Here is a 17,966-nt window from a genome sequence, read left to right on the forward strand (position 1 = left end):
CGGCGAGGTGGGCTGGATCCGGGGGGAAGTACATGATGGCCCCCTTCCTTGCGCCTAGCGCAAGGAAGGGGGCCATCATGTACTGGGGAAGGGACCTTCACGCGCGGCCAGTACCCGGATCGCCACTCACGACATCGTGCGCCACGCCGCCAGGAACGCGTCCACCGTCTCCCGGTCCCGCACCGCGATCCGCAGGTACCGCGCGTCCAGCCCCGGGAAGGTATCCCCGCGCCGCGCCGCGAACCCGGCCTCCCGCAACCGTTCACGGACACCGTCGGCGCCGGGAAGCCGCACGAGCACGAACGGACCTCGCGGCTCCCCCAGCACCTCGACGCCCAAGGCCGCCAAGCCCGAAACCAGGTACTCCCGGTCCGCTTCCGCCGCCACCGCGAGCTTTTCCGCTTCCTCCAACGCCGCCGGACGGCAGCAGGCCACCACGGCGACGGCGGCGAGCGACGAGACCGACCACGGCGGCTGGACCGCGCGCAGAGTGTCCACAAGGGACTTCTCCGCCAGCACGTAACCGGCGCGAAGACCGGCGATGCCCCACGTTTTGGTCAGGCTCCGGAGAACGGCGAAACCCGGCTGTCCCGCGACGCTTTCGGTCTCGCCGGGGACGGCGTCGAGGAAGGCCTCGTCGACGACGACCAAGCGGCCCGGGCGACCCAGCGCCAGCAGCTCCTCGGCCGGGTGCAGGACCGAAGTCGGATTGGTGGGGTTCCCGACGAACACCAGATCCGCTTCTTCGGGAACCGCACGCAGCCGGAAACCGTCATCGGGCGACAACAGAACGCGGTACACGGTATGACCGGCCGCGCGCAGAGCGGCTTCGGGCTCGGTGAACTGCGGGTGCACGACGACGGCGTGCGAAGGACGCAACGCCGTGGCCAGCAACGTGAAGGCCTCGGCCGCGCCGGCGGTCACCAAGACCTGCGACTCCGGCAAGGAGTGCCGGGCGGCCACCGCCGCGGTCGCCGCGGTGACGTCCGGATACGCGGCCAGGTCGTCCAGCGCCGCCGCCAGTTCGGCACGCAGCCAAGCCGGCGGGGCCGGAAGCCGGACATTGACCGCCAGATCGACGAGCCCCTCGCCGACCTCTCGATCACCGTGATGCCGGAGATCGTAGTCAGCCATGGGCGTGCACCGCGGCGGCGAACCGCTCGGCGAGTTCGGGATAGCCTGCCCAGTGGACGTGCAGGTACGAAGCGTGCAGTGACGCCGACGCGAAGCCGTCGGGCGTCCGGTCCCAGCCCCAGGCGGGCGTCGGCCCGCTGCCGGGTTCGACGATCGTGCGGTGGAACTCGTGGCCGGTGACGCGTTGCCCGGCGACGGTCAGCACGGTGTCCGCGGGCGAGAACGCCTTGCGGTAGCCGAGTTTCCCGCGTTTGGTCATGGTGGCCGACGCGTCGAGGACGCCGGTCATCGGCAGCCCGTCGATGTCCTGGCACAGATACAACAGTCCCGCGCATTCGGCCACGACAGGCATCCCGTCGTCGATCGCCCGCGCGACCGCCGTCCGTAGGCCGACGTTCGCCGACAGCTCTTCGGCGTGCACCTCGGGGAAGCCGCCGCCGAAGTACAGTCCGGCACAGCCTTCGGGAAGTTCCTTGTCCTGCAACGGATCCACATCGACGACGTCGACACCGGCGGCGGCGAGCAGTTCCACCGCCTCGGTGTAGCGGAAGGTGAACGCCGGGCCCGCGGCGGCGGCGACCACCGTGCGCGGTCCGTCGTGGGAAAGCGGCGGTCGCCAAGGCTCGCCCGAAAGCCGCGAAGCCGAACGCGCGACCTGGACGACGGCGCCGAGATCGACGCCTTCGCTGATCCACCCGGCCAGTTCCGGCAGCATCCGCTCGGACTCGCTCGCCCGCTCCGCCGCGGGCACGAGGCCGAGATGACGGCTGGGCGCGTGGATCTCTTCGTTGCGGTACAACGTTCCCAGTAGCGGGACCCCGGTCGCCTCCAGCGCGGTGACGATTTCGTCCGCGTGCCGCTGCGAGCCCAGCTTGTTGAGGATCACCCCGGCGAGCCGGACACGGGTGTCGTACTGCGCGAACCCGAGCACGGTGGCCGCGACACTGCGCGAAGCGGCCGAGGCGTCCACGACGAGCACGACCGGCGCGTCCAGCAGCCGCGCGACGTGCGCCGTCGAGGCGTACCCTTCGGTGCCGAGCGCCCCGTCGAAGAGGCCCATCACGCCTTCGATGACCGCGATGTCGGCACCGGCGGAACCGTGCAGCAGCAAGGGGATCAGCTGCTCCTCACCCTGCAGGAACGGGTCGAGGTTCCGCGCGGGCCGCCCGGTCGCGAGGGCGTGGTAGCTCGGGTCGATGAAGTCGGGGCCGACCTTGTGCCCGGACACCTTCAGTCCTCGCCCGCGCAACGCCGCCATCAGCCCCGCGGCGATCGTGGTCTTGCCGTGCCCCGAACCGGGCGCGGCGATGACCACACGGTTCACCATTCGATGCCTCGCTGGCCTTTTTGCCCGGCGTCCATCGGATGCTTCACCTTGGTCATCTCGGCGACCAGATCCGCGGCCTCGATCAGCTCCGGCGGCGCGTACCGGCCGGTGATCACCACATGCTGGTGACCAGGACGCGAAGTCAGCGTCGAGACGACGTCGTCGACTTCGAGCCAGCCCCATTTGAGCAGGTAGCTGAACTCGTCGAACACGTAGAAGTCGTGGGTCTCGGCGGCGAGACGGCGTTTGATCTCGGCCCAGCCTTCGCGGGCGTTGGCGGTGTGGTCCTCTTCGGACCCGGACTTGCGCGCCCAGCTCCAGCCTTCACCCATCTTGTGCCATTCGACCGGGCCGCCCTGGCCGGTGTCTTCGTGCAGCTTGCCGAGCGCGCGGAACGCGGCTTCCTCGCCGACGCGCCATTTCGCCGACTTGATGAACTGGAACACGCCGATCGACCAGCCCTGGTTCCACGCCCGCAACGCCATCCCGAAGGCGGCCGTGGATTTGCCCTTCATCTCGCCGGTGTGCACGGCCAGCAGCGGACGATTACGGCGCTGACGAGTGGTGAGGCCGTCGGCGGGCACGGTTTCCGGTTTGCCCTGTGGCATTACGCGGCCCTCCCCGAGATCTTGTTCCGGACGGCACCCGCGAGGGTGTCGGCGGCGACCTCGGCGACCGGAACATGTTCCGCGCCAAGGTGTTCCGCCAGTTCCGCGGCGAGCCCGAGGCGCATTTTGCCGCTCTCGCAGTCCATCACGATCGAAGTCACGTTCCCGGCCAGCAGCCCGGCCGCCTGCTTCGCGCGCTGGACGGCGTCGGCTCCGCTGGTCGCGCGGCCGTCGGTGACGACGACGAGCAGCGGACGGCGCAGTGGATCGCGCACCGCTTCGATTCGCAGAACCCGTGCCGCTTCAAGGAGTCCCTCGGCCAGTGGAGTCCGGCCACCGGTCGCGAGACCGGCCAAACGGGACGCCGCGGCGTCGACGCTGATCGTCGGCGGCAGCGCGAGTTCGGCACTGGAGGCACGGAAGGTCACCAGGCCCACCTTGTCGCGTCGCTGGTAGGCATCGAGCAGCAGGGACAGCACGGCGGTCTTGACCTCGCGCATGCGCTGCCGTGCGCCCATCGAGCCGGACGCGTCGACGCAGAACAGCACCAGGTTTCCCTCGCGCCCTTCCCGCCGCGCGAACCGCAGATCCTGGGGCCGCACCACGAGTCCGGCGCCGCTGCGGCCGCGAGACCGCTGATGCGGCGCGGCCGCGCGCACGGTCGCCAGGAGATGCGGATGCCCATCCTTGACCCCGGTCGGCTGGACGCCGATGGTGCGGCCGTTGTCGGTGATCGCGCGTGACCGCCGTCCGGCGGCGCCCTCACCGGTGCCCTTCACCTCGAAACGCCTGGCACGAAAGGCTTCGCCGGCTCCGACCGGCTTCTGCTCACCACCGCTCTGGCCGCTGCCAGAGGGCTCCTGGCCGCCTTCCGACGGCGGCGGACCCGAAGTCTCGCCACCCTCCGGAGGGGCACCGGAACCGGGGCCGTCATCGTCAGGACCGGGTCCTTCGGGCTCGGCGTCCTGCAACGCCTGCTCCAGCTGCTCCTCGGAGATTCCGGGCGCGTCGAAGGGATTGCGGCGACGGCGGTGCGGCAGCGCGAGCCGGGCCGCGACCCGCACGTCGTCGGTGGTCACCTCGGTGCGCCCGGCCCAGGCGGCGTGCGCGACGGCGGTCCGGGCGGTCACGATGTCCGCGCGCATGCCGTCGACCTCGAAGGACGCGCAGACCTCGGCGATCTGCCGCAGCGCGTCGTCCGGCAGCTTGACCGAGGGCAAAAGTCGTTGTGCCGCCTCGATGTCCGCGGCGAGTTCGGCGTCGGCCGCGGCGTACTGGCCGGCGAAACCGTCGGGATCCGCTTCGTAGGCGAGCCGCCGCCGGACGACCTCGACCCGCAGTTCCGGATCGCGGCTGGAGGCGACCTCGACGGTGAGGCCGAAGCGGTCCAGCAACTGCGGCCGCAGTTCGCCTTCCTCGGGGTTCATCGTGCCGATCAGGACGAACCTGGCGGCATGCGACACCGAGACGCCTTCGCGCTCGACGGTCGCGCGGCCCATGGCGGCGGCGTCGAGCAGCGTGTCGACCAAGTGATCGTGCAGGAGGTTGACCTCGTCGACGTACAACAGCCCGCGATGCGCGGCCGCGAGCAGGCCGGGCTGGAAGTCGGTGACGCCATCGGCCAGCGCGCGCTCCAGGTTCAGCGAGCCGATCACACGGTCTTCGGCCGCGCCGACCGGCAGTTCCACCAGGCGCGCGGGACGGCGGTGGGCGGGCGAGCCTTCGGCGTGCGGGCCGTCGGGGCAGGCCGGGTCAGGCTCGACGGGGTCGCAGGAGAACCGGCACGCGTCCACGACGTCGACACCGGGCAGCAGACCGGCCAGCGCGCGCACCATGGTCGACTTCGCCGTGCCCTTCTCGCCGCGCACCAGTACCCCGCCGACGGCGGGCGAGATGGCGGAAAGCACCAGCGCCAGGCGCAGATCCGGCATCCCCACAACGGCGGTGAACGGATACGGCTTCACAGCACTCCCTCATCGTCGGCGACCTCGGCCGATCATCGCACAGGAAAACCGTCATCTACGGTGACGGGCGTGCGCGAAAAATCACCCCTGACGGTCGTCGGGATCGGGGCCGACGGCTGGTCCGGTCTGTCCTCGCAGGCCAAGGAAGCGGTGGTGAACGCGGACGTGGTCGTAGGCGCTCCGCGTCAGCTCGCGTACCTGCCCGCCGGGACGAAAAGCGAACCCTGGCCCAGCCCGCTCCTGCCCGGGCTGGACGAGTTCCTCGCGGAACGCGAAGGCCGCGTTTGCGTGCTGGCCAGCGGCGATCCTCTGCTGTCCGGCATCGGCACGACGCTCATCCAGCGCGGCTACGACGTCGAGATCGTGCCGGCGCTCTCTTCGGTGACACTCGCCCGCGCGATGCTCGGCTGGTCGGCGGAGGAGACCGAGGTGGTCACCGTCGTCGGCCGCGCCATCGGCCGGGTGAGCCGGGCCTTGTCCCCCGGCCGGAAGATCCTCGTCCTCGGCGCGAACGCCGAAGACCTGCTTGACCTGCTCAAAGCCCGTGGTTACGGCAAGAGCCGCGTCACCGCGCTGTCCGACCTCGGTGGCCCCGACGAGCGGATCGGACCCGGCTCGCTGACCGTGTACGCCATCGAGGCCGACGGGCCCGCGCTGCCGCTGACCGGCCTGCCCGACGACGCGTTCGAGCACGACGGTCAGCTCACGAAACGCGACCTTCGCGCGTCCGCGCTGGCCAGGCTCGCGCCGTCACCCGGCGAACTGCTGTGGGACGTCGGCGCGGGAGCGGGCAGCGTCGGCATCGAGTGGTCCCGCGTGCATCCGCTGAACCGGGCGATCGCGATCGAGCGCTCGCCGGAGCGCGCCGCCAGAATCACCCGGAACGCGGACGCGCTCGGGGTCCCGGAACTCGACGTGGTGATCGGTACCGCGCCCGAAGCACTCGAAGGGCTGGCCAAGCCGCACGCGATCTTCGTCGGCGGCGGACTGACCGTGCCCGGTGTGCTCGACGCCTGCTTGGCGACCGGCGCCCGGATCGTGGCGCACGGCGTGACCCTCGAATCCGAACAGGCACTGGCCCGCGCGTACGGCGAACACGGCGGAGAGCTGATCCGCGTCGGCGTCGAACAGGCCGCGCCGCTGGGCGGTTTCACCGGCTGGACCCCGGCGCGGGTCGTCACACAGTGGAGCAAACCTTGACCGTGCACTTCATCGGCGCCGGTCCCGGCGCCGCCGATCTCATCACCGTGCGAGGCCGTGACCTGCTCGGCCGCTGCGGAACCTGCCTGTACCCCGGCAGCATGACGCCCACGGCGCTCTTGGCGTACTGCCCTCCGGAGGCAGTACTCATCGACACCGCGAACCTCGACCTGCCCGCGATCGTCGAGCGCATGGTCGAGGCCCACGAAAACGGTCACGAGATCGCGCGGCTGTGTTCCGGGGATCCGTCGATCTACAGCGCGGTCGCCGAACAGATGCGCCGCCTCGACGCGGCGGGTGTTCCCTACGACGTCACGCCCGGAGTGCCCGCGTTCGCCGCCGCCGCCGCGCTGCTCAACCGCGAACTGACCGTGCCGGAGGTCGGCCAGAGCCTGGTCATCACGCGGGCACAGGCCCGGTCCACCGCCATGCCACCGGGGGAAACGCTGGCGAACTTCGCGCGGACCGGCACCACCCTCGCGCTGCATCTCGCGATCAACCGCATCGAGCAGGTAGTCGACGAATTGCGGCCGTTCTACCCCGACGACTGCCCGGCAGCCGTGGTCGCACTGGCCAGCCAACCGGGTGAACAGGTGCTGCGTGGAACACTCGGCACCATCGCCGCGCAGTCCCGCGAGGCCGGGATCACCCGCGCGGCGATGATCTTCGTCGGGGAGGTCCTTGCCGCCGAAGGGTTTCCCGACAGTTTCCTGTACTCGGCCACCCGTGATCGCGCCGACCAACCCGAATCACTTTGAAGACGGAGTCTTTGTGAAGAACCTGCGCTGGGGCCTGCTGGCCGCCGGGACCATCGCCGCCGAGTTCGCGGCGGGCGTCGACGAAAGCAAGCACGGCGTGCTGGAGGCCGTCGCCGCGCGATCGGGTGACCGGGCGGCCGAGTTCGCGAGCCGCTTCGAGATCCCGAAGTACTACGGCGCCTACGAAGACCTGCTCGCCGATCCGGACGTCGACGCGGTCTACATCTCGACGCCGCATCCGCTGCACGGCGGATGGGCGATCCGCGCGGCCGAGGCGGGCAAGCACATCCTGTGCGAGAAGCCGCTGACCGTGTCCGTCGCCGAAGCCGAGAAGGTCATCGAAGCGGCCCGCGTCAACGACGTCTTCCTCATGGAAGCGTTCATGTACCGGCTGCATCCGCAGATCCGGCGGCTGGCTGAGCTGATCTCCTGCGGCGCCATCGGCGAGGTCCGCGCCGTGGACGTCGCCTTCAGCTACAACTTCGCCGTTCCCCGGCTCACCGATCCGGCGCTGGGCGGGGGCGGGATCTTCGACGTCGGCTGTTACTGCACCTCGCTCGCGCGGCTGGTCTCGCAGGCCGCGACCGGGCAGGACGTCGTCGAGCCCGACGAGGTGCTCGGGATGGCCAGGCTCGACGAGAACGGCATCGACGAGGTCGCGTTCGGGCTGCTGCGGCTGCCCGGCGGGATCCTCGCGCAGCTGGCGTGCGGTTTCCAGCTGACGCAGGACGACCACATCCGCGTCTACGGCTCGCAAGGACAGCTGTACGTGCCGAAACCGGCGTGGATCCACGAAATGCGCAAGCCGGAGACCTCGCAGATCATCCTCACGCCGGAAGGCGGCGAGCCCGAGGTGATCGAGGTCGAAGCGACTCAAGGCCTCTTCGCTCGCGAGGCCGACCACGTCGCCGCACACCTCGAACACCGTCAGGCGCCCGAACTCACCTGGGCGGAAACGCTCGCCAACCTGCGCACGCTGGAACGGTGGCGCGCCGCCGTGGCGCGATGACGCTGCTCGTCCTGGGCGGCACCGGCGAAGCCCGCGAGCTGGCGAAGGAACTCGTGGCGCGTGGTGAGCACGTCGTGTCGTCACTCGCGGGGCGTGTCGCGCGCCCGAAATTGCCCGACGGCGAAGTTCGCGTCGGTGGCTTCGGTGGCCCGGAAGGTCTCGCGCGCTGGCTGACCGAGAACGACGTCGCCGCGATGATCGACGCGACGCACCCGTTCGCGGAACGCATCGGCGCCAACGCGGCGAAAGCCGCACAGGTGACGAACACGCCACTGCTCAGGCTGGCCAGACCCGGCTGGACCGAGCAGCCGGGCGACACGTGGCACTGGGCGGACGACCTCGACCACGCCGCCCGCCTGCTCCCGGCTCTCGGCGAACGCGTGTTCCTCACCAGCGGGCGTCAGGGACTCGCCGCCTTCGCCGAACTCGATCTCTGGTTCCTGATCCGCTGCGTCGACCCGCCCGAGTCGCCGCTCCCCCGGCGGCACGAAGTCCTGCTGGACCGCGGCCCGTATACGGTGGAGAAGGAACGCGCGCTGATGGAACAGCACGGCGTCGAGGTGCTCGTCACGAAGGACAGCGGCGGCGCGATGACCGCGGCCAAGCTCACCGCCGCTCGCGAACTCGGCCTTCCCGTGGTCGTCGTCCGACGGCCGCGGCGACCCGAAACGGCCAGCGTGACGACCGTCCAGGACGCCCTCGCCTGGCTCGGGGCGCCGAGCAAGGGCAGCCCTGCGTAAGCCGTTCGGACCAGACCCGTTAGCGTTGCGCCGATGCGTCTGATCGCTGTCACGCTGGGGTTGCTGTCCGCCTTGTGCGCGTTGGCTTTCCCCTTCCTGCCGGTCGTGCAGGACACAGCGGAGGTCGTCTGGCCAACGGGCGGCGACACCCGCTCCGTCAACGCGCCCTTGACCGGGTACTGGGCACAAGACCTGCGCGTCGATCTGCCGTGCGCGACCATCCGTTCGCTGGACGCGCGGTCGCAGGGCCAGGCACTGTTGTTCTCCACCGTGCCCGACGGCCGCACCGACCCGCGCGCGGGCAAGGGCGTCGGCCTGCAGCTGCGCATCGACAACGGCGTACTGCTCGCCTCCAGTCAGGGCCAGCAGATCGTGCAGCAGCCGCTGCCTCCTGAGTCAGCGTCTCCTCAGCCAACCTCACAGAACAACTGCGACGTCGAACTGTCGACCGACGCGAACCAGATGACGGTGACCGTCGCCAAGACCGTGGTGTTCCACGCCGAGGGCGACGTCCGGCCGCGGCTGGTAGGGATCTACTCGTCGATCAACGCGGGCAAGGATCCGATCACCGGGCTGCACGTCTCGGTGGTCCCGGATACCCGCTACCAGACCTCGCCCACCGTGCTGAAGTGGATCATCGGGGTGATCGCGGCGCTGTCGTTCATCGGCTGCCTGATCGCGGTGTGGCGGATGGACTCCGGTTTCGCCCGGCGCGCGCCCCGGTGGGCACCGGTCGGCTGGTGGCGGCTGACCGCCCGCGACGCGACGGTGATCGTCGCGCTCGGCGCCTGGGTCTTCATCGGCCCGGTCACCTCGGACGACGGCTACATCCTCACGATGTCGAGAGTGGCCGAAGAGACCGGCTACCTCACCAACTATCACCGCTGGTTCGGCGTCGCCGAGGCGCCGTTCGGCTGGTTCTACCACGTGTATCAGCTGATGGCGCACGTCAGCACGGTGCCGCCGTGGATCCGGCTCCCGTCGTTCCTGCTCGGCGTGCTGAGCTGGCTGCTGATCAGCCGCGAGGTCATGCCGCGCCTGGGCACCCAGGTCCGGACGAGCCGCGCGGCGGGCTGGGCCGCCGCCGCGGTCTTCCTGGTCTGGTGGATGCCGTACAACAACGGCGTCCGGCCGGAACCGGTCGCCGCGCTCGGCTCGCTGCTGGCGATCTGCGCCGTGGAGCGCGCGCTGGTGACGCGCCGTCTGCTGCCGCTCGCCCTCGGGCTCACCGCGGCCGGGTTCACCCTGGCCGCGACGCCGACCGGGCTGATCGCGGTCGCGCCGTTCCTCGTCGCCGCCCGCCCGCTGTTCAAACTGGTCCGCCAGCGCGCCGAGAACGGCTGGCTGCCGGTGCTCGCGCCGGTGCTGGCCGCCGGGCTGCTGGTGCTGGTCGTGGTGTTCGCCGACCAGACCTTCGCCACCGTGCAGGAGGCGACCCGGATCCGCACCCAGGTCGGCCCGAACCTGTCGTGGTTCCAGGAACTCGCGCGCTACCAACTGCTCTTCGAAAGCCTGCCGGACGGCTCGATGCCACGCCGGTTCCCCGTGCTGCTCGTGCTGCTCTGCGTCGGAACCTGCCTGGTGGTACTGCTGCGCCGCGGCCGGATTCCCGGCGCCGCGCTCGGCCCCAGCCGCCGCCTGATCGGCACGGTCGCGCTCTTCTTCCTGCTGCTGGCCCTGACCCCGACCAAGTGGACACACCACTTCGGCGCGTTCGCCGCGGTCGGCGCGGCCATGGCGGCGCTGACCGCGCTGGCGACCAGCTCGACGGTGCTGCGGTCGCGACGGAACCGGGCGGCGTTCCTCGCCGGGCTGCTCGTGGTCGGCGCGCTGGCCGCGACCGGGCCGAACTCTTTCTGGTTCGTCTCGAAACTCGGCGTGCAGTGGACCGCGGTGGCGCCCTCGATCGGCGGGATCCCGCTGTCGACGATCCTGCTCATCGCGGCCGGGATCTCCGGTGTGTACGCGTTCGTGGAGAACGTCCGCGCGCATCGGCCAGGGCTGCAGGCCGTGCCACAGGAAGGGCGGGGCCGCTCGCTGCGGCTCGGGTCGCTTTCGCTGGTGGTCGTCTGCGGCCTGATGGCCACGGGCGAGTTCGTCAGCATGGCGTGGGCGATCCACAACCAGGCCGGTTCCTACAGCCTCGGCGCCGCGAACTTCGGGCATCTGTCCGGCAAGAGCTGCAACCTCTCCGACCACGTGATGGTGGAACGGGACGCCGCCACCAGCATCCTGCGGGCCCAGCCCGAACAGCGAACGGTGCCGGTGAAGAAGGAGGAGCCGCCCGCCGGGCAGACCCCGCCGCCGCTGCCCGATCCGGAACAGGACAACGGCCGCGTGCAGACCGGGTTCCACACCCGCGCGATCGACGACAAGGACCCGCTCGCCGAACCGCCGCACGGGTTCAAACCCGACGAAGTGCCGATGTGGAGCAGCTTCCTCGACCCCGAAACGCGGGCCGGACGGTTGCGCAGCGACTGGTACGCCCTCGCCGAAAAGCCCGCGGACGGGCAAATCGTGGTGGCCACCGCCGGGGCGTCACGACGGCCGACGTCGGTCAGCCTCGACTACGGCGTGAACACCGGCGAAGGCGTGAAGGTGCTCCGCAGCCAGTTCGCGCTCCCGCCGGGCGCGGGGACGAACGGCTGGAACGACACCCGCATCAACCTGCGTGATCTCCCCGCCGAGACGACGTCCGTGCGGATCAACATCGTCGACAACGACCTGACCGAGGACGGCTGGATCGCCGCGTCCGCGCCCCGCGTGCCGACGTTCACCACGCTGACCGAGAAGATCGCGGGCAAGCAGGTGTACGTCGACTGGCCGGCGTCGTTCGTCTACCCTTGCGTGCAGCCGGTGACCTCGCACGACGGCATCTCGAAGGTGCCCGACTACCGGATCACCGCCGGCGCCGTCGCCGACGAGGCGAACTGGGCGTCCAGCACCAACGGCGGCCCGATCGGCTGGCTCGAAGAGGTCGCGGCCGAACCCGAGGTGCCCAGCTACCTGATCGGCCAGCCGAGCCAGTCGTGGGGCCAGCTGCTGCAGGTGGAACCGTTCACCGAGGGGATCGCGCCGACGATCATCCACGGCGAGAAGGTCGTCCCCGGCTGGTGGTCGCCGGGTCCCGGACCGCGGCAGCCGAACGGCAAGGACCCGACGCGCTAAGCCTCACTCGCGTGCTTGAACCCGTAACTCACGTGATGGGAGACGGGTTCAAGCACGCCAATGCGGACGGCAGCGGGCCCTCGTGCAGGACGCCGAGCCGCTGCGTGGCGCGGGTGAGCGCGACGTAGAGCTCGGCCGCGCCGCGGGGGCCGTCGGCGAGGATCCGATCCGGGTACACGACCAGGACGGCGTCGAACTCGAGGCCCTTCGTCTCCGAGGCGGGCACGGTGCCCGGCACTCCCGGCGGCCCGATCACGACGCTGGTGCCTTCACGGCCGGTTTCGTCCTCGACGAACTCCGCGATGGCCGCGGCCAAGGTGTCGTCGGTGACAGCCCTCGCCCACGGCCGGACCCCGGTGGACCGGACCGAATCGGGCGCCCGGACGTCCGGCGCGAACCCGGCGAGCACCGAAGCGGCGACGGCCATGATCTCCGACGGCGTGCGGTAGTTCACCGTCAGCGACCGGTAGACCCAGCGGCCCGGCACGTACGGCTCCAGCATCGAGGCCCACGACCGCGCCCCGGCTTCGGACCGGCGCTGCGCGAGGTCGCCGACCACGGTGAAGGACCGGCTGGGACAGCGCCGCATCAGCACCCGCCAGTCCATTTCGGACAGTTCCTGCGCCTCGTCGACCACGACGTGCCGGTACGTCCAGTCCCGGTCCGCCGCGGCGCGTTCGACCAGGCTGCGTGTGTCGTGCTCGACGAACCGGTCGGCGAGTTCGTCGGCGAAGAGCAGGTTCTCCGCGGAGAGCATGACGTCCTCGTCCATCTCCTCGCGGTCCAGCTTCATCGTGTCGAGTACACCTTCGGCGTACTCGGCCTCGGCCTTCTTCTCCCGTGCCACGGCCTGCTCAGCCGCCTTCTCCACCGCCGTGTCCCGGCCGAGGAGGTCGACGAGTTCGTCGAGCAGCGGCATGTCCGACACCGTCCAGGCCTCGCCGTCGGCACGCAGCAACGCCTGGTCGGCCCCGGCCGCGCGCAGCCGTTCCTCCGACGAAAGGAGCGACCCCAGCAGGCTTTCGGGCGTCAGGATCGGCCAAAGCGTGTCGAGCGCGGCGGTGAACGCCTCGCTTTCCGCAAGCTCCTTGAGCAGGTCCTTGCGCAACCGTTCCCATTCGCCGCGGTCGTCCCGGCTGAGCCAGCCGCGGCCGATGCGCGCGATCGCCCGTTCGGTGAGCACGTAGGTGACGATGTCGAGGAACGCCGCGCGGGCCTCGTTGTGCGGCAGCTCGCTCTTGCGCCCCTCGTCCCTCGCCCATTCCGCGGTCTCGGCGTCGATCCGGACGGTGACGTCGGCCAGCTCGATCTCCAGCGGCTCCTCCGGAACCCGCTGACGGTCGGCGACGGCGGCTTTGAGGACGTCCAGCATCTTCAGCGAGCCCTTGAGCCGCGCCACCTCCGGCCCGTCCTCGGCGGTGACGTGCTTGCCGGGGACGAAGTCGCCGGTGGTCATGAACACGACGTCGGTCTCGCCCAGCGACGGCAGGACGCGGCCGATGTGGTGCAGGAACGCCGGATTCGGCCCGACCACGAGCACGCCGTGGCGTTCCATCCGCTCGCGCTGCGTGTAGAGCAGGTAGGCGACGCGGTGCAGGGCCACCACGGTCTTCCCGGTACCCGGCCCGCCTTCGATCACCAGTACGCCGGGGTGTTCGTGCCGGATGATCTCGTCCTGCTCGGCCTGGATCGTCGCGACGATGTCGCGCATCCCCTCCCCGCGCGGCGCGTTGACGGCCGCGAGCAGCGCCGCGTCACCCTCCGCGTCCTCGCCGGGACGGCCGAACACCTCGTCGGTGAATCCGCGCAGCTCACGCCCGTGCGTGTGGAACTGGCGGCGACGGCGCATCTTCTCCGGCGTCGCGGCGGTCGCGGTGTAGAACGGGCGGGCCGCCGGTGCCCGCCAGTCGAGCAGCACCGGTTCGTAATCCTTCTCCTCGTCGAAGAGACCGATGCGGCCGATGTAGGAGGTCTCCCCCGCGACGCTGTCCAGCCTGCCGAAGCACAGGCCGTTGTCCACGACGTTCAGCCGCCGTGACTCCCGGTCCAGCGCGCGCACCTCGACGTCCCGTTCCATGGCCGTCCCGCCGGTTCCCCCCAGCGCGGCCTGGAACTCCCCCTTCACCCGCGCGCGTTCGGCGTCCAGGCGCGTGTAGAGCCCGGCGACGTATTCGCGTTCGGATCGCAGTTCTTCTTCATGACCCTGAGTTGACACAGGCTCCCATTTCCGCAGGTTCCGGCTACGGCGAGTGAGTCTGCGGCATGACCGGGGGCTTGTGGCAAGTCCCCCTATGCGCTATATGTTTATTACGGAGGGAGTTAGCGAGCGGTAACGCACGCTACCGTGAAGCTCCCCTTACCCGGCCGCAGTCAGAACCTTCCGCTGCGACATGGCGCCTCCCTGACTGTCCACAAGGGATACCCCTGGCCGATTCCGTGTCCGATTGATGCCTACATGTACGGTTTTTGGACGTTGTGCGGGCGGGCGTCGGTACAGCTGCGATTCGGGTGGGATCGGACCCTCTCCCAAGTAACCTACGCGTGGCCTGCGGGCTTGCTCGCGGGCAGTACATGATGGCCCCCTTCCTTGCGCTAGGCGCAAGGAAGGGGGCCATCATGTACTGGCGTTACCGACGAACGCGACGCGCCCTCGCGCACCACCGCGCTGCGCCCGGACGTCCTGGCCCGGACCGCCGGTCCCGAAGACCTGCTCCGCGCCGTCCACGGGGTGGCGGCGGGTGGGGATCGCGACCAAGACCGTGCGCAACGCCGGGCTGGACCGTCACTCGTAGGTGCGAGGCGTCCAGACGATCCCGTTTTCGGCCCTGGTCTTCGACGAGCCCACGATCAGCAGGCAGCGCATGTCCACGCTCGCCGGATCGAGAGTGCCGAGGGTGACGACGCGGATGTCCTCCTCCGGACCGCCGACGTCGCGGGCGACGACCACCGGGGTCTCCGGCGCGCGGTGCCGGAGCAGCACTTCGCGGGCCTGCGCGAGCTGCGTGGTCCGCGTCCGCGACGCCGGGTTGTACAGCGCGAGCACGAGGTCCGCGGCACCCGCCGCGTCCAGCCGTCGTTCGATGATTTCCCACGGTTTGAGCCGGTCGGACAGCGAAAGCACGCAGTAGTCGTGCCCGAGCGGCGCGCCGACCCTGGACGCGGCCGCCTGCGCGGCGGTCACCCCCGGCACGATCCGCACCCGCGTGCCGACGCCGTGCCCGGCCGCGACCTGCTCCAGCACGGCCGACGCCATGGCGAACACGCCAGGGTCGCCCGAGGACACCACCGCGACCCTGGCCCCGTTCGAGGCCAGTTCCAGCGCTTCGACGGCGCGTTCGGCCTCGACCCGGTTGCCCGACGCGTGCCGCTGCTGGCCCGCGCGCTGCGGCACCCGCGCGACGTACGGGCCGTAGCCGACGATGTGCTCCGCCGCGGCCAGTTCCTCGGTCGCTTCGGGTGTCAGCCAGTCCGGTCCCGCCGGGCCGAGTCCGACGACCACGACTTCGCCACCGGTGTGCGTTTCCCGCTTCCGGGTGACTTCGGGTTCGTCGGCGAGCCGGGACGCGTAGGCCGGGCTGGGCAGCAACGCCAGCGAGAAGTACGGCACCGACTCCGGGTCGACGTCGGCGAACGGCTCGACGCGCTGCGCCTGCCAGGTCGCCCTTTCGACGTAGAAGGCGTCGTCGAGCTTCCCGGCCTCGGCCAGCGCTTCACGGACGTTGCCGAACGTACGGCCGAGTTTGAGCACCGCCGCGGCCTGCGTGTCGGCCAGCCGTCGCGCGAGTTCCGGCGCGGGCAGGGTGCCGGGCAGGATGGTGAGGACCTCGTCGCGCTGCACCAGCGGACGGCCGAGCACCGACGACGCCGCGCTCACCGACGTCACGCCGGGCACCACGGTCGCCTCGTAACGGTCCGCGAGCCGTTCGTGCATGTACATGTAGGAGCCGTAGAAGAACGGGTCGCCTTCGCAGAGCACGACCACGTCGCGTCCGGCGTCGAGATGCTCGGCGAGCCGTTTCGCGCTCAGCTCGTAGAAATCGGCGATCGCGCCCTCGTAGCCGCCGGGATGGTCGGTGGTCTCGGTGGTGACCGGGTAGACCAGCTTCTCCTCGATCTGGCCGTCCCGCAGATACGGCTCCGCGACCGAGCGCGCGATGCTCCGGCCGTGCCGCGCGCTGTGATAGGCGATGACATCGGCCTCGCCGATCAGCCGCGCGGCCTTGACCGTCATCAGTTCCGGGTCACCGGGTCCGAGCCCGACACCCCAGAGTTTCCCGAGCCCGCTCATTCGACCTCACTCGCCATCGCGTTGATCGCGGCGACGGCCATCGCGCTGCCGCCACGACGTCCGTGCACCACCAGATAAGGAGCGGGAGCGCGTTCGACGAGCTCCACTTTGGACTCGGCGGCACCGACGAAGCCCACTGGGACACCGATGACCGCCGCCGGGGCGCCGACGCCCTCGTCCAGCAGTTCCAGCAGCCGGAACAGCACGGTCGGCGCGTTGCCGATCGCCACCACGGATCCGGGCAGTTTGTCGCGCCACAGCTCCAGCGCGGCCGCGGAGCGGGTGGTGCCCATCCGCTCCGCCAGCCCCGGCACCTTCGGGTCGGACAGCGTGCACAGCACCTCGTTGGCGGCAGGCAACCGTTTGCGGGTCACGCCGGAGGCGATCATGTTGGCGTCACACAGGATCGGCGCGCCCGCTTCGAGGGCCGCGCGGCCGGACTCCACCACGTCGAGGCTGTAGCGGAGGTCGTCGACCAGGTCGACCATCCCGCAGGCGTGGATCATCCGCACGGCCAGTACCGCGACGTCGTCGGGGAGGATCGCGAGATCCGCCTCCTCGCGGATGGTGGCGAACGAATGCCGGTAGATCTCGGCCCCGTCCCGGAGGTAGTCGATCACTGCTGTCCCTTCACTTCGGCACTGTCCTTGTCCGCCAACACTGTCGCCAGCTCGCCGACCGGGACCCACGCCCCGTCGACCAGATATCCGTCCTCCGTCGCGAGCACGTCGACGTGCTCGTGCGCCGGTTTCCCGCAGCGCCGCTCACAGCCGGCGAAATGGACCCTCGGCGTCCAGCCGATCCGCGCGGCGTCGGCCCGGACGTCGGCGAGCGACTTCGCGCAGCCGGGGCGTCCGATACAGGCGCTGACGCCGAGCGGCGGCGCGCCCGGATCGCTGATCAGCCCGGTACCCGCTTCGAGGGTGCCGCGGACCAGGATCGACCGCCACGGGGTGACCACGGCGTCCCCGGCCTTCGCGATAGCCCGAGCCTGAGCCGAGGTCAGCCTGCCGAAGACGGGGGCGACCACGATCGCTTCGCCGATCGGTCCGATGGGGAGGCCGGGATTCGCCGCGAAGACCCGCGGTTCGACTCGCGTGCCGGAGAGGCCGCGGAGAAGAGGCAGCGTGCCGGGAAGTTCACTCACCCTCCAGGCCGTTCCCCGCTGGTCCTGGAACGCGCGGGCGACCGCCAGCAGGGCCTCGACGGCTTGCTCCGCAGGGACGCGCAGGCCGGTATCGGTGCCGTCGAGCAGCAGCGCGCCGTCGCGCCAGCAGACGTCGGCTCCCTCTCCGGCGACGTCACCCTGACCACCGTCGAAGGCGAAAAGGAAGCGTCCGGGGAGTTCGGCCAGCTCGGGTACGGCGCACAGGGCCTTGTCGAGCGCCTGGGCGAGATCTTGGGCGATGTCGCTCAGTGGCGACGCGAGGATGTTGCGTACGCGCTCATGCGACGGCGCGGGCAGCAGTCCGGCCGCGAAAAGCCTGGCGGCGAGACCGGGACGGGTGACGCCGCGCAGCTGGACGTTTCCGCGAGAAGTCAGGTGGAGGGCGCCGTCGCCGAGATCGTCGGCGGCCTCCGCGAGCGCCCTGAGCTGGGCTTGCGTGATGGCACCGCCGGGCAGCCGGACCCGGGCGAGCGGACCGTCGGCGGCGTCGTGCGTGGCGAAAACACCAGGGCACGCGTCGGCTCGGGCACGCGCGCTCGTGGACATTCGCTCACTGTAGATGCCTCTTTTCGGCGTTAGCACTGCTCGGATCATGTGTAGTA

Annotated in this window: 14 protein-coding genes; 5 read left to right on the forward strand and 9 right to left on the reverse strand. The window is 70.6% G+C overall.

The window, feature by feature from the left end:
* Window positions 1-126 precede the first annotated feature (126 nt).
* From cobC to ACZ54P_RS26075, 4 genes are read right to left on the reverse strand one after another with little or no spacing between them, the layout of a single operon-like run.
* The gene (gene cobC / locus ACZ54P_RS26060; protein ID WP_465464180.1) at window positions 127-1,134 is read right to left on the reverse strand and encodes an Rv2231c family pyridoxal phosphate-dependent protein CobC; all 1,008 of its coding nucleotides are present in this window, start codon (window positions 1,132-1,134) and stop codon (window positions 127-129) included.
* Window positions 1,127-2,461: a cobyrinate a,c-diamide synthase gene (locus ACZ54P_RS26065; protein WP_465464181.1), complete on the reverse strand. Its 1,335-nt coding sequence runs from the start codon at window positions 2,459-2,461 to the stop codon at window positions 1,127-1,129. The genes cobC and ACZ54P_RS26065 overlap by 8 nt, the downstream gene beginning before the upstream one ends.
* Complete coding sequence (gene cobO, locus ACZ54P_RS26070) at window positions 2,455-3,069, reverse strand: cob(I)yrinic acid a,c-diamide adenosyltransferase (protein ID WP_465464182.1); 615 nt, start codon at window positions 3,067-3,069, stop codon at window positions 2,455-2,457. The genes ACZ54P_RS26065 and cobO overlap by 7 nt, the downstream gene beginning before the upstream one ends.
* Window positions 3,069-5,033, reverse strand: a complete 1,965-nt coding sequence (locus ACZ54P_RS26075; RefSeq protein ID WP_465464183.1) for a putative cobaltochelatase — start codon at window positions 5,031-5,033, stop codon at window positions 3,069-3,071. Before ACZ54P_RS26075 ends, cobO begins: the two co-directional genes overlap by 1 nt.
* A gap of 60 nt (window positions 5,034-5,093) precedes the next feature.
* On the opposite strand from ACZ54P_RS26075, the gene cbiE reads away from it, so the two are divergent.
* Genes cbiE through ACZ54P_RS26100 form a run of 5 tightly spaced genes read left to right on the forward strand, consistent with a single transcriptional unit; the run spans window position 5,094 to window position 11,908 of the window.
* A complete protein-coding gene (gene cbiE, locus ACZ54P_RS26080) occupies window positions 5,094-6,233 on the forward strand; it encodes a precorrin-6y C5,15-methyltransferase (decarboxylating) subunit CbiE (protein WP_465464184.1) in 1,140 nt (379 codons plus the stop codon).
* Entirely contained in the window at window positions 6,230-6,991 is a 762-nt protein-coding gene (gene cobM / locus ACZ54P_RS26085; RefSeq protein ID WP_465464185.1) for a precorrin-4 C(11)-methyltransferase, read from the forward strand. Before cbiE ends, cobM begins: the two co-directional genes overlap by 4 nt.
* Before the next feature lie 13 nt (window positions 6,992-7,004).
* Window positions 7,005-8,000, forward strand: a complete 996-nt coding sequence (locus tag ACZ54P_RS26090; RefSeq protein WP_465464186.1) for a Gfo/Idh/MocA family protein — start codon at window positions 7,005-7,007, stop codon at window positions 7,998-8,000.
* The gene (locus ACZ54P_RS26095) at window positions 7,997-8,740 is read left to right on the forward strand and encodes a cobalt-precorrin-6A reductase (RefSeq protein WP_465464265.1); all 744 of its coding nucleotides are present in this window, start codon (window positions 7,997-7,999) and stop codon (window positions 8,738-8,740) included. Before ACZ54P_RS26090 ends, ACZ54P_RS26095 begins: the two co-directional genes overlap by 4 nt.
* Before the next feature lie 33 nt (window positions 8,741-8,773).
* Window positions 8,774-11,908, forward strand: coding sequence for an arabinosyltransferase domain-containing protein (locus ACZ54P_RS26100; RefSeq protein WP_465464187.1), 3,135 nt, complete (start codon window positions 8,774-8,776; stop codon window positions 11,906-11,908).
* A gap of 28 nt (window positions 11,909-11,936) precedes the next feature.
* On the opposite strand, the gene helR is transcribed toward ACZ54P_RS26100, so the two are convergent.
* The 5 genes from helR to ACZ54P_RS26125 all read right to left on the reverse strand — a co-directional run bounded on the left by helR (window position 11,937) and on the right by ACZ54P_RS26125 (window position 17,910).
* Entirely contained in the window at window positions 11,937-14,123 is a 2,187-nt protein-coding gene (gene helR / locus ACZ54P_RS26105) for an RNA polymerase recycling motor ATPase HelR (protein WP_465464188.1), read from the reverse strand.
* Window positions 14,124-14,522: 399 nt separating this feature from the next.
* Complete coding sequence (locus ACZ54P_RS26110) at window positions 14,523-14,675, reverse strand: hypothetical protein (protein ID WP_465464189.1); 153 nt, start codon at window positions 14,673-14,675, stop codon at window positions 14,523-14,525.
* 15 nt (window positions 14,676-14,690) lie between these two features.
* Window positions 14,691-16,196 (reverse strand): precorrin-2 C(20)-methyltransferase, encoded by a 1,506-nt coding sequence (locus ACZ54P_RS26115; protein WP_465464190.1) that lies wholly within the window; start codon window positions 16,194-16,196, stop codon window positions 14,691-14,693.
* Window positions 16,193-16,816, reverse strand: a complete 624-nt coding sequence (locus ACZ54P_RS26120; RefSeq protein ID WP_465464191.1) for a precorrin-8X methylmutase — start codon at window positions 16,814-16,816, stop codon at window positions 16,193-16,195. Before ACZ54P_RS26120 ends, ACZ54P_RS26115 begins: the two co-directional genes overlap by 4 nt.
* Window positions 16,813-17,910 (reverse strand): precorrin-3B synthase, encoded by a 1,098-nt coding sequence (locus ACZ54P_RS26125; RefSeq protein ID WP_465464192.1) that lies wholly within the window; start codon window positions 17,908-17,910, stop codon window positions 16,813-16,815. Before ACZ54P_RS26125 ends, ACZ54P_RS26120 begins: the two co-directional genes overlap by 4 nt.
* Window positions 17,911-17,966 lie beyond the last annotated feature (56 nt).

The sequence above is a fragment of the Amycolatopsis sp. NPDC034160 genome, from assembly GCF_055575355.1.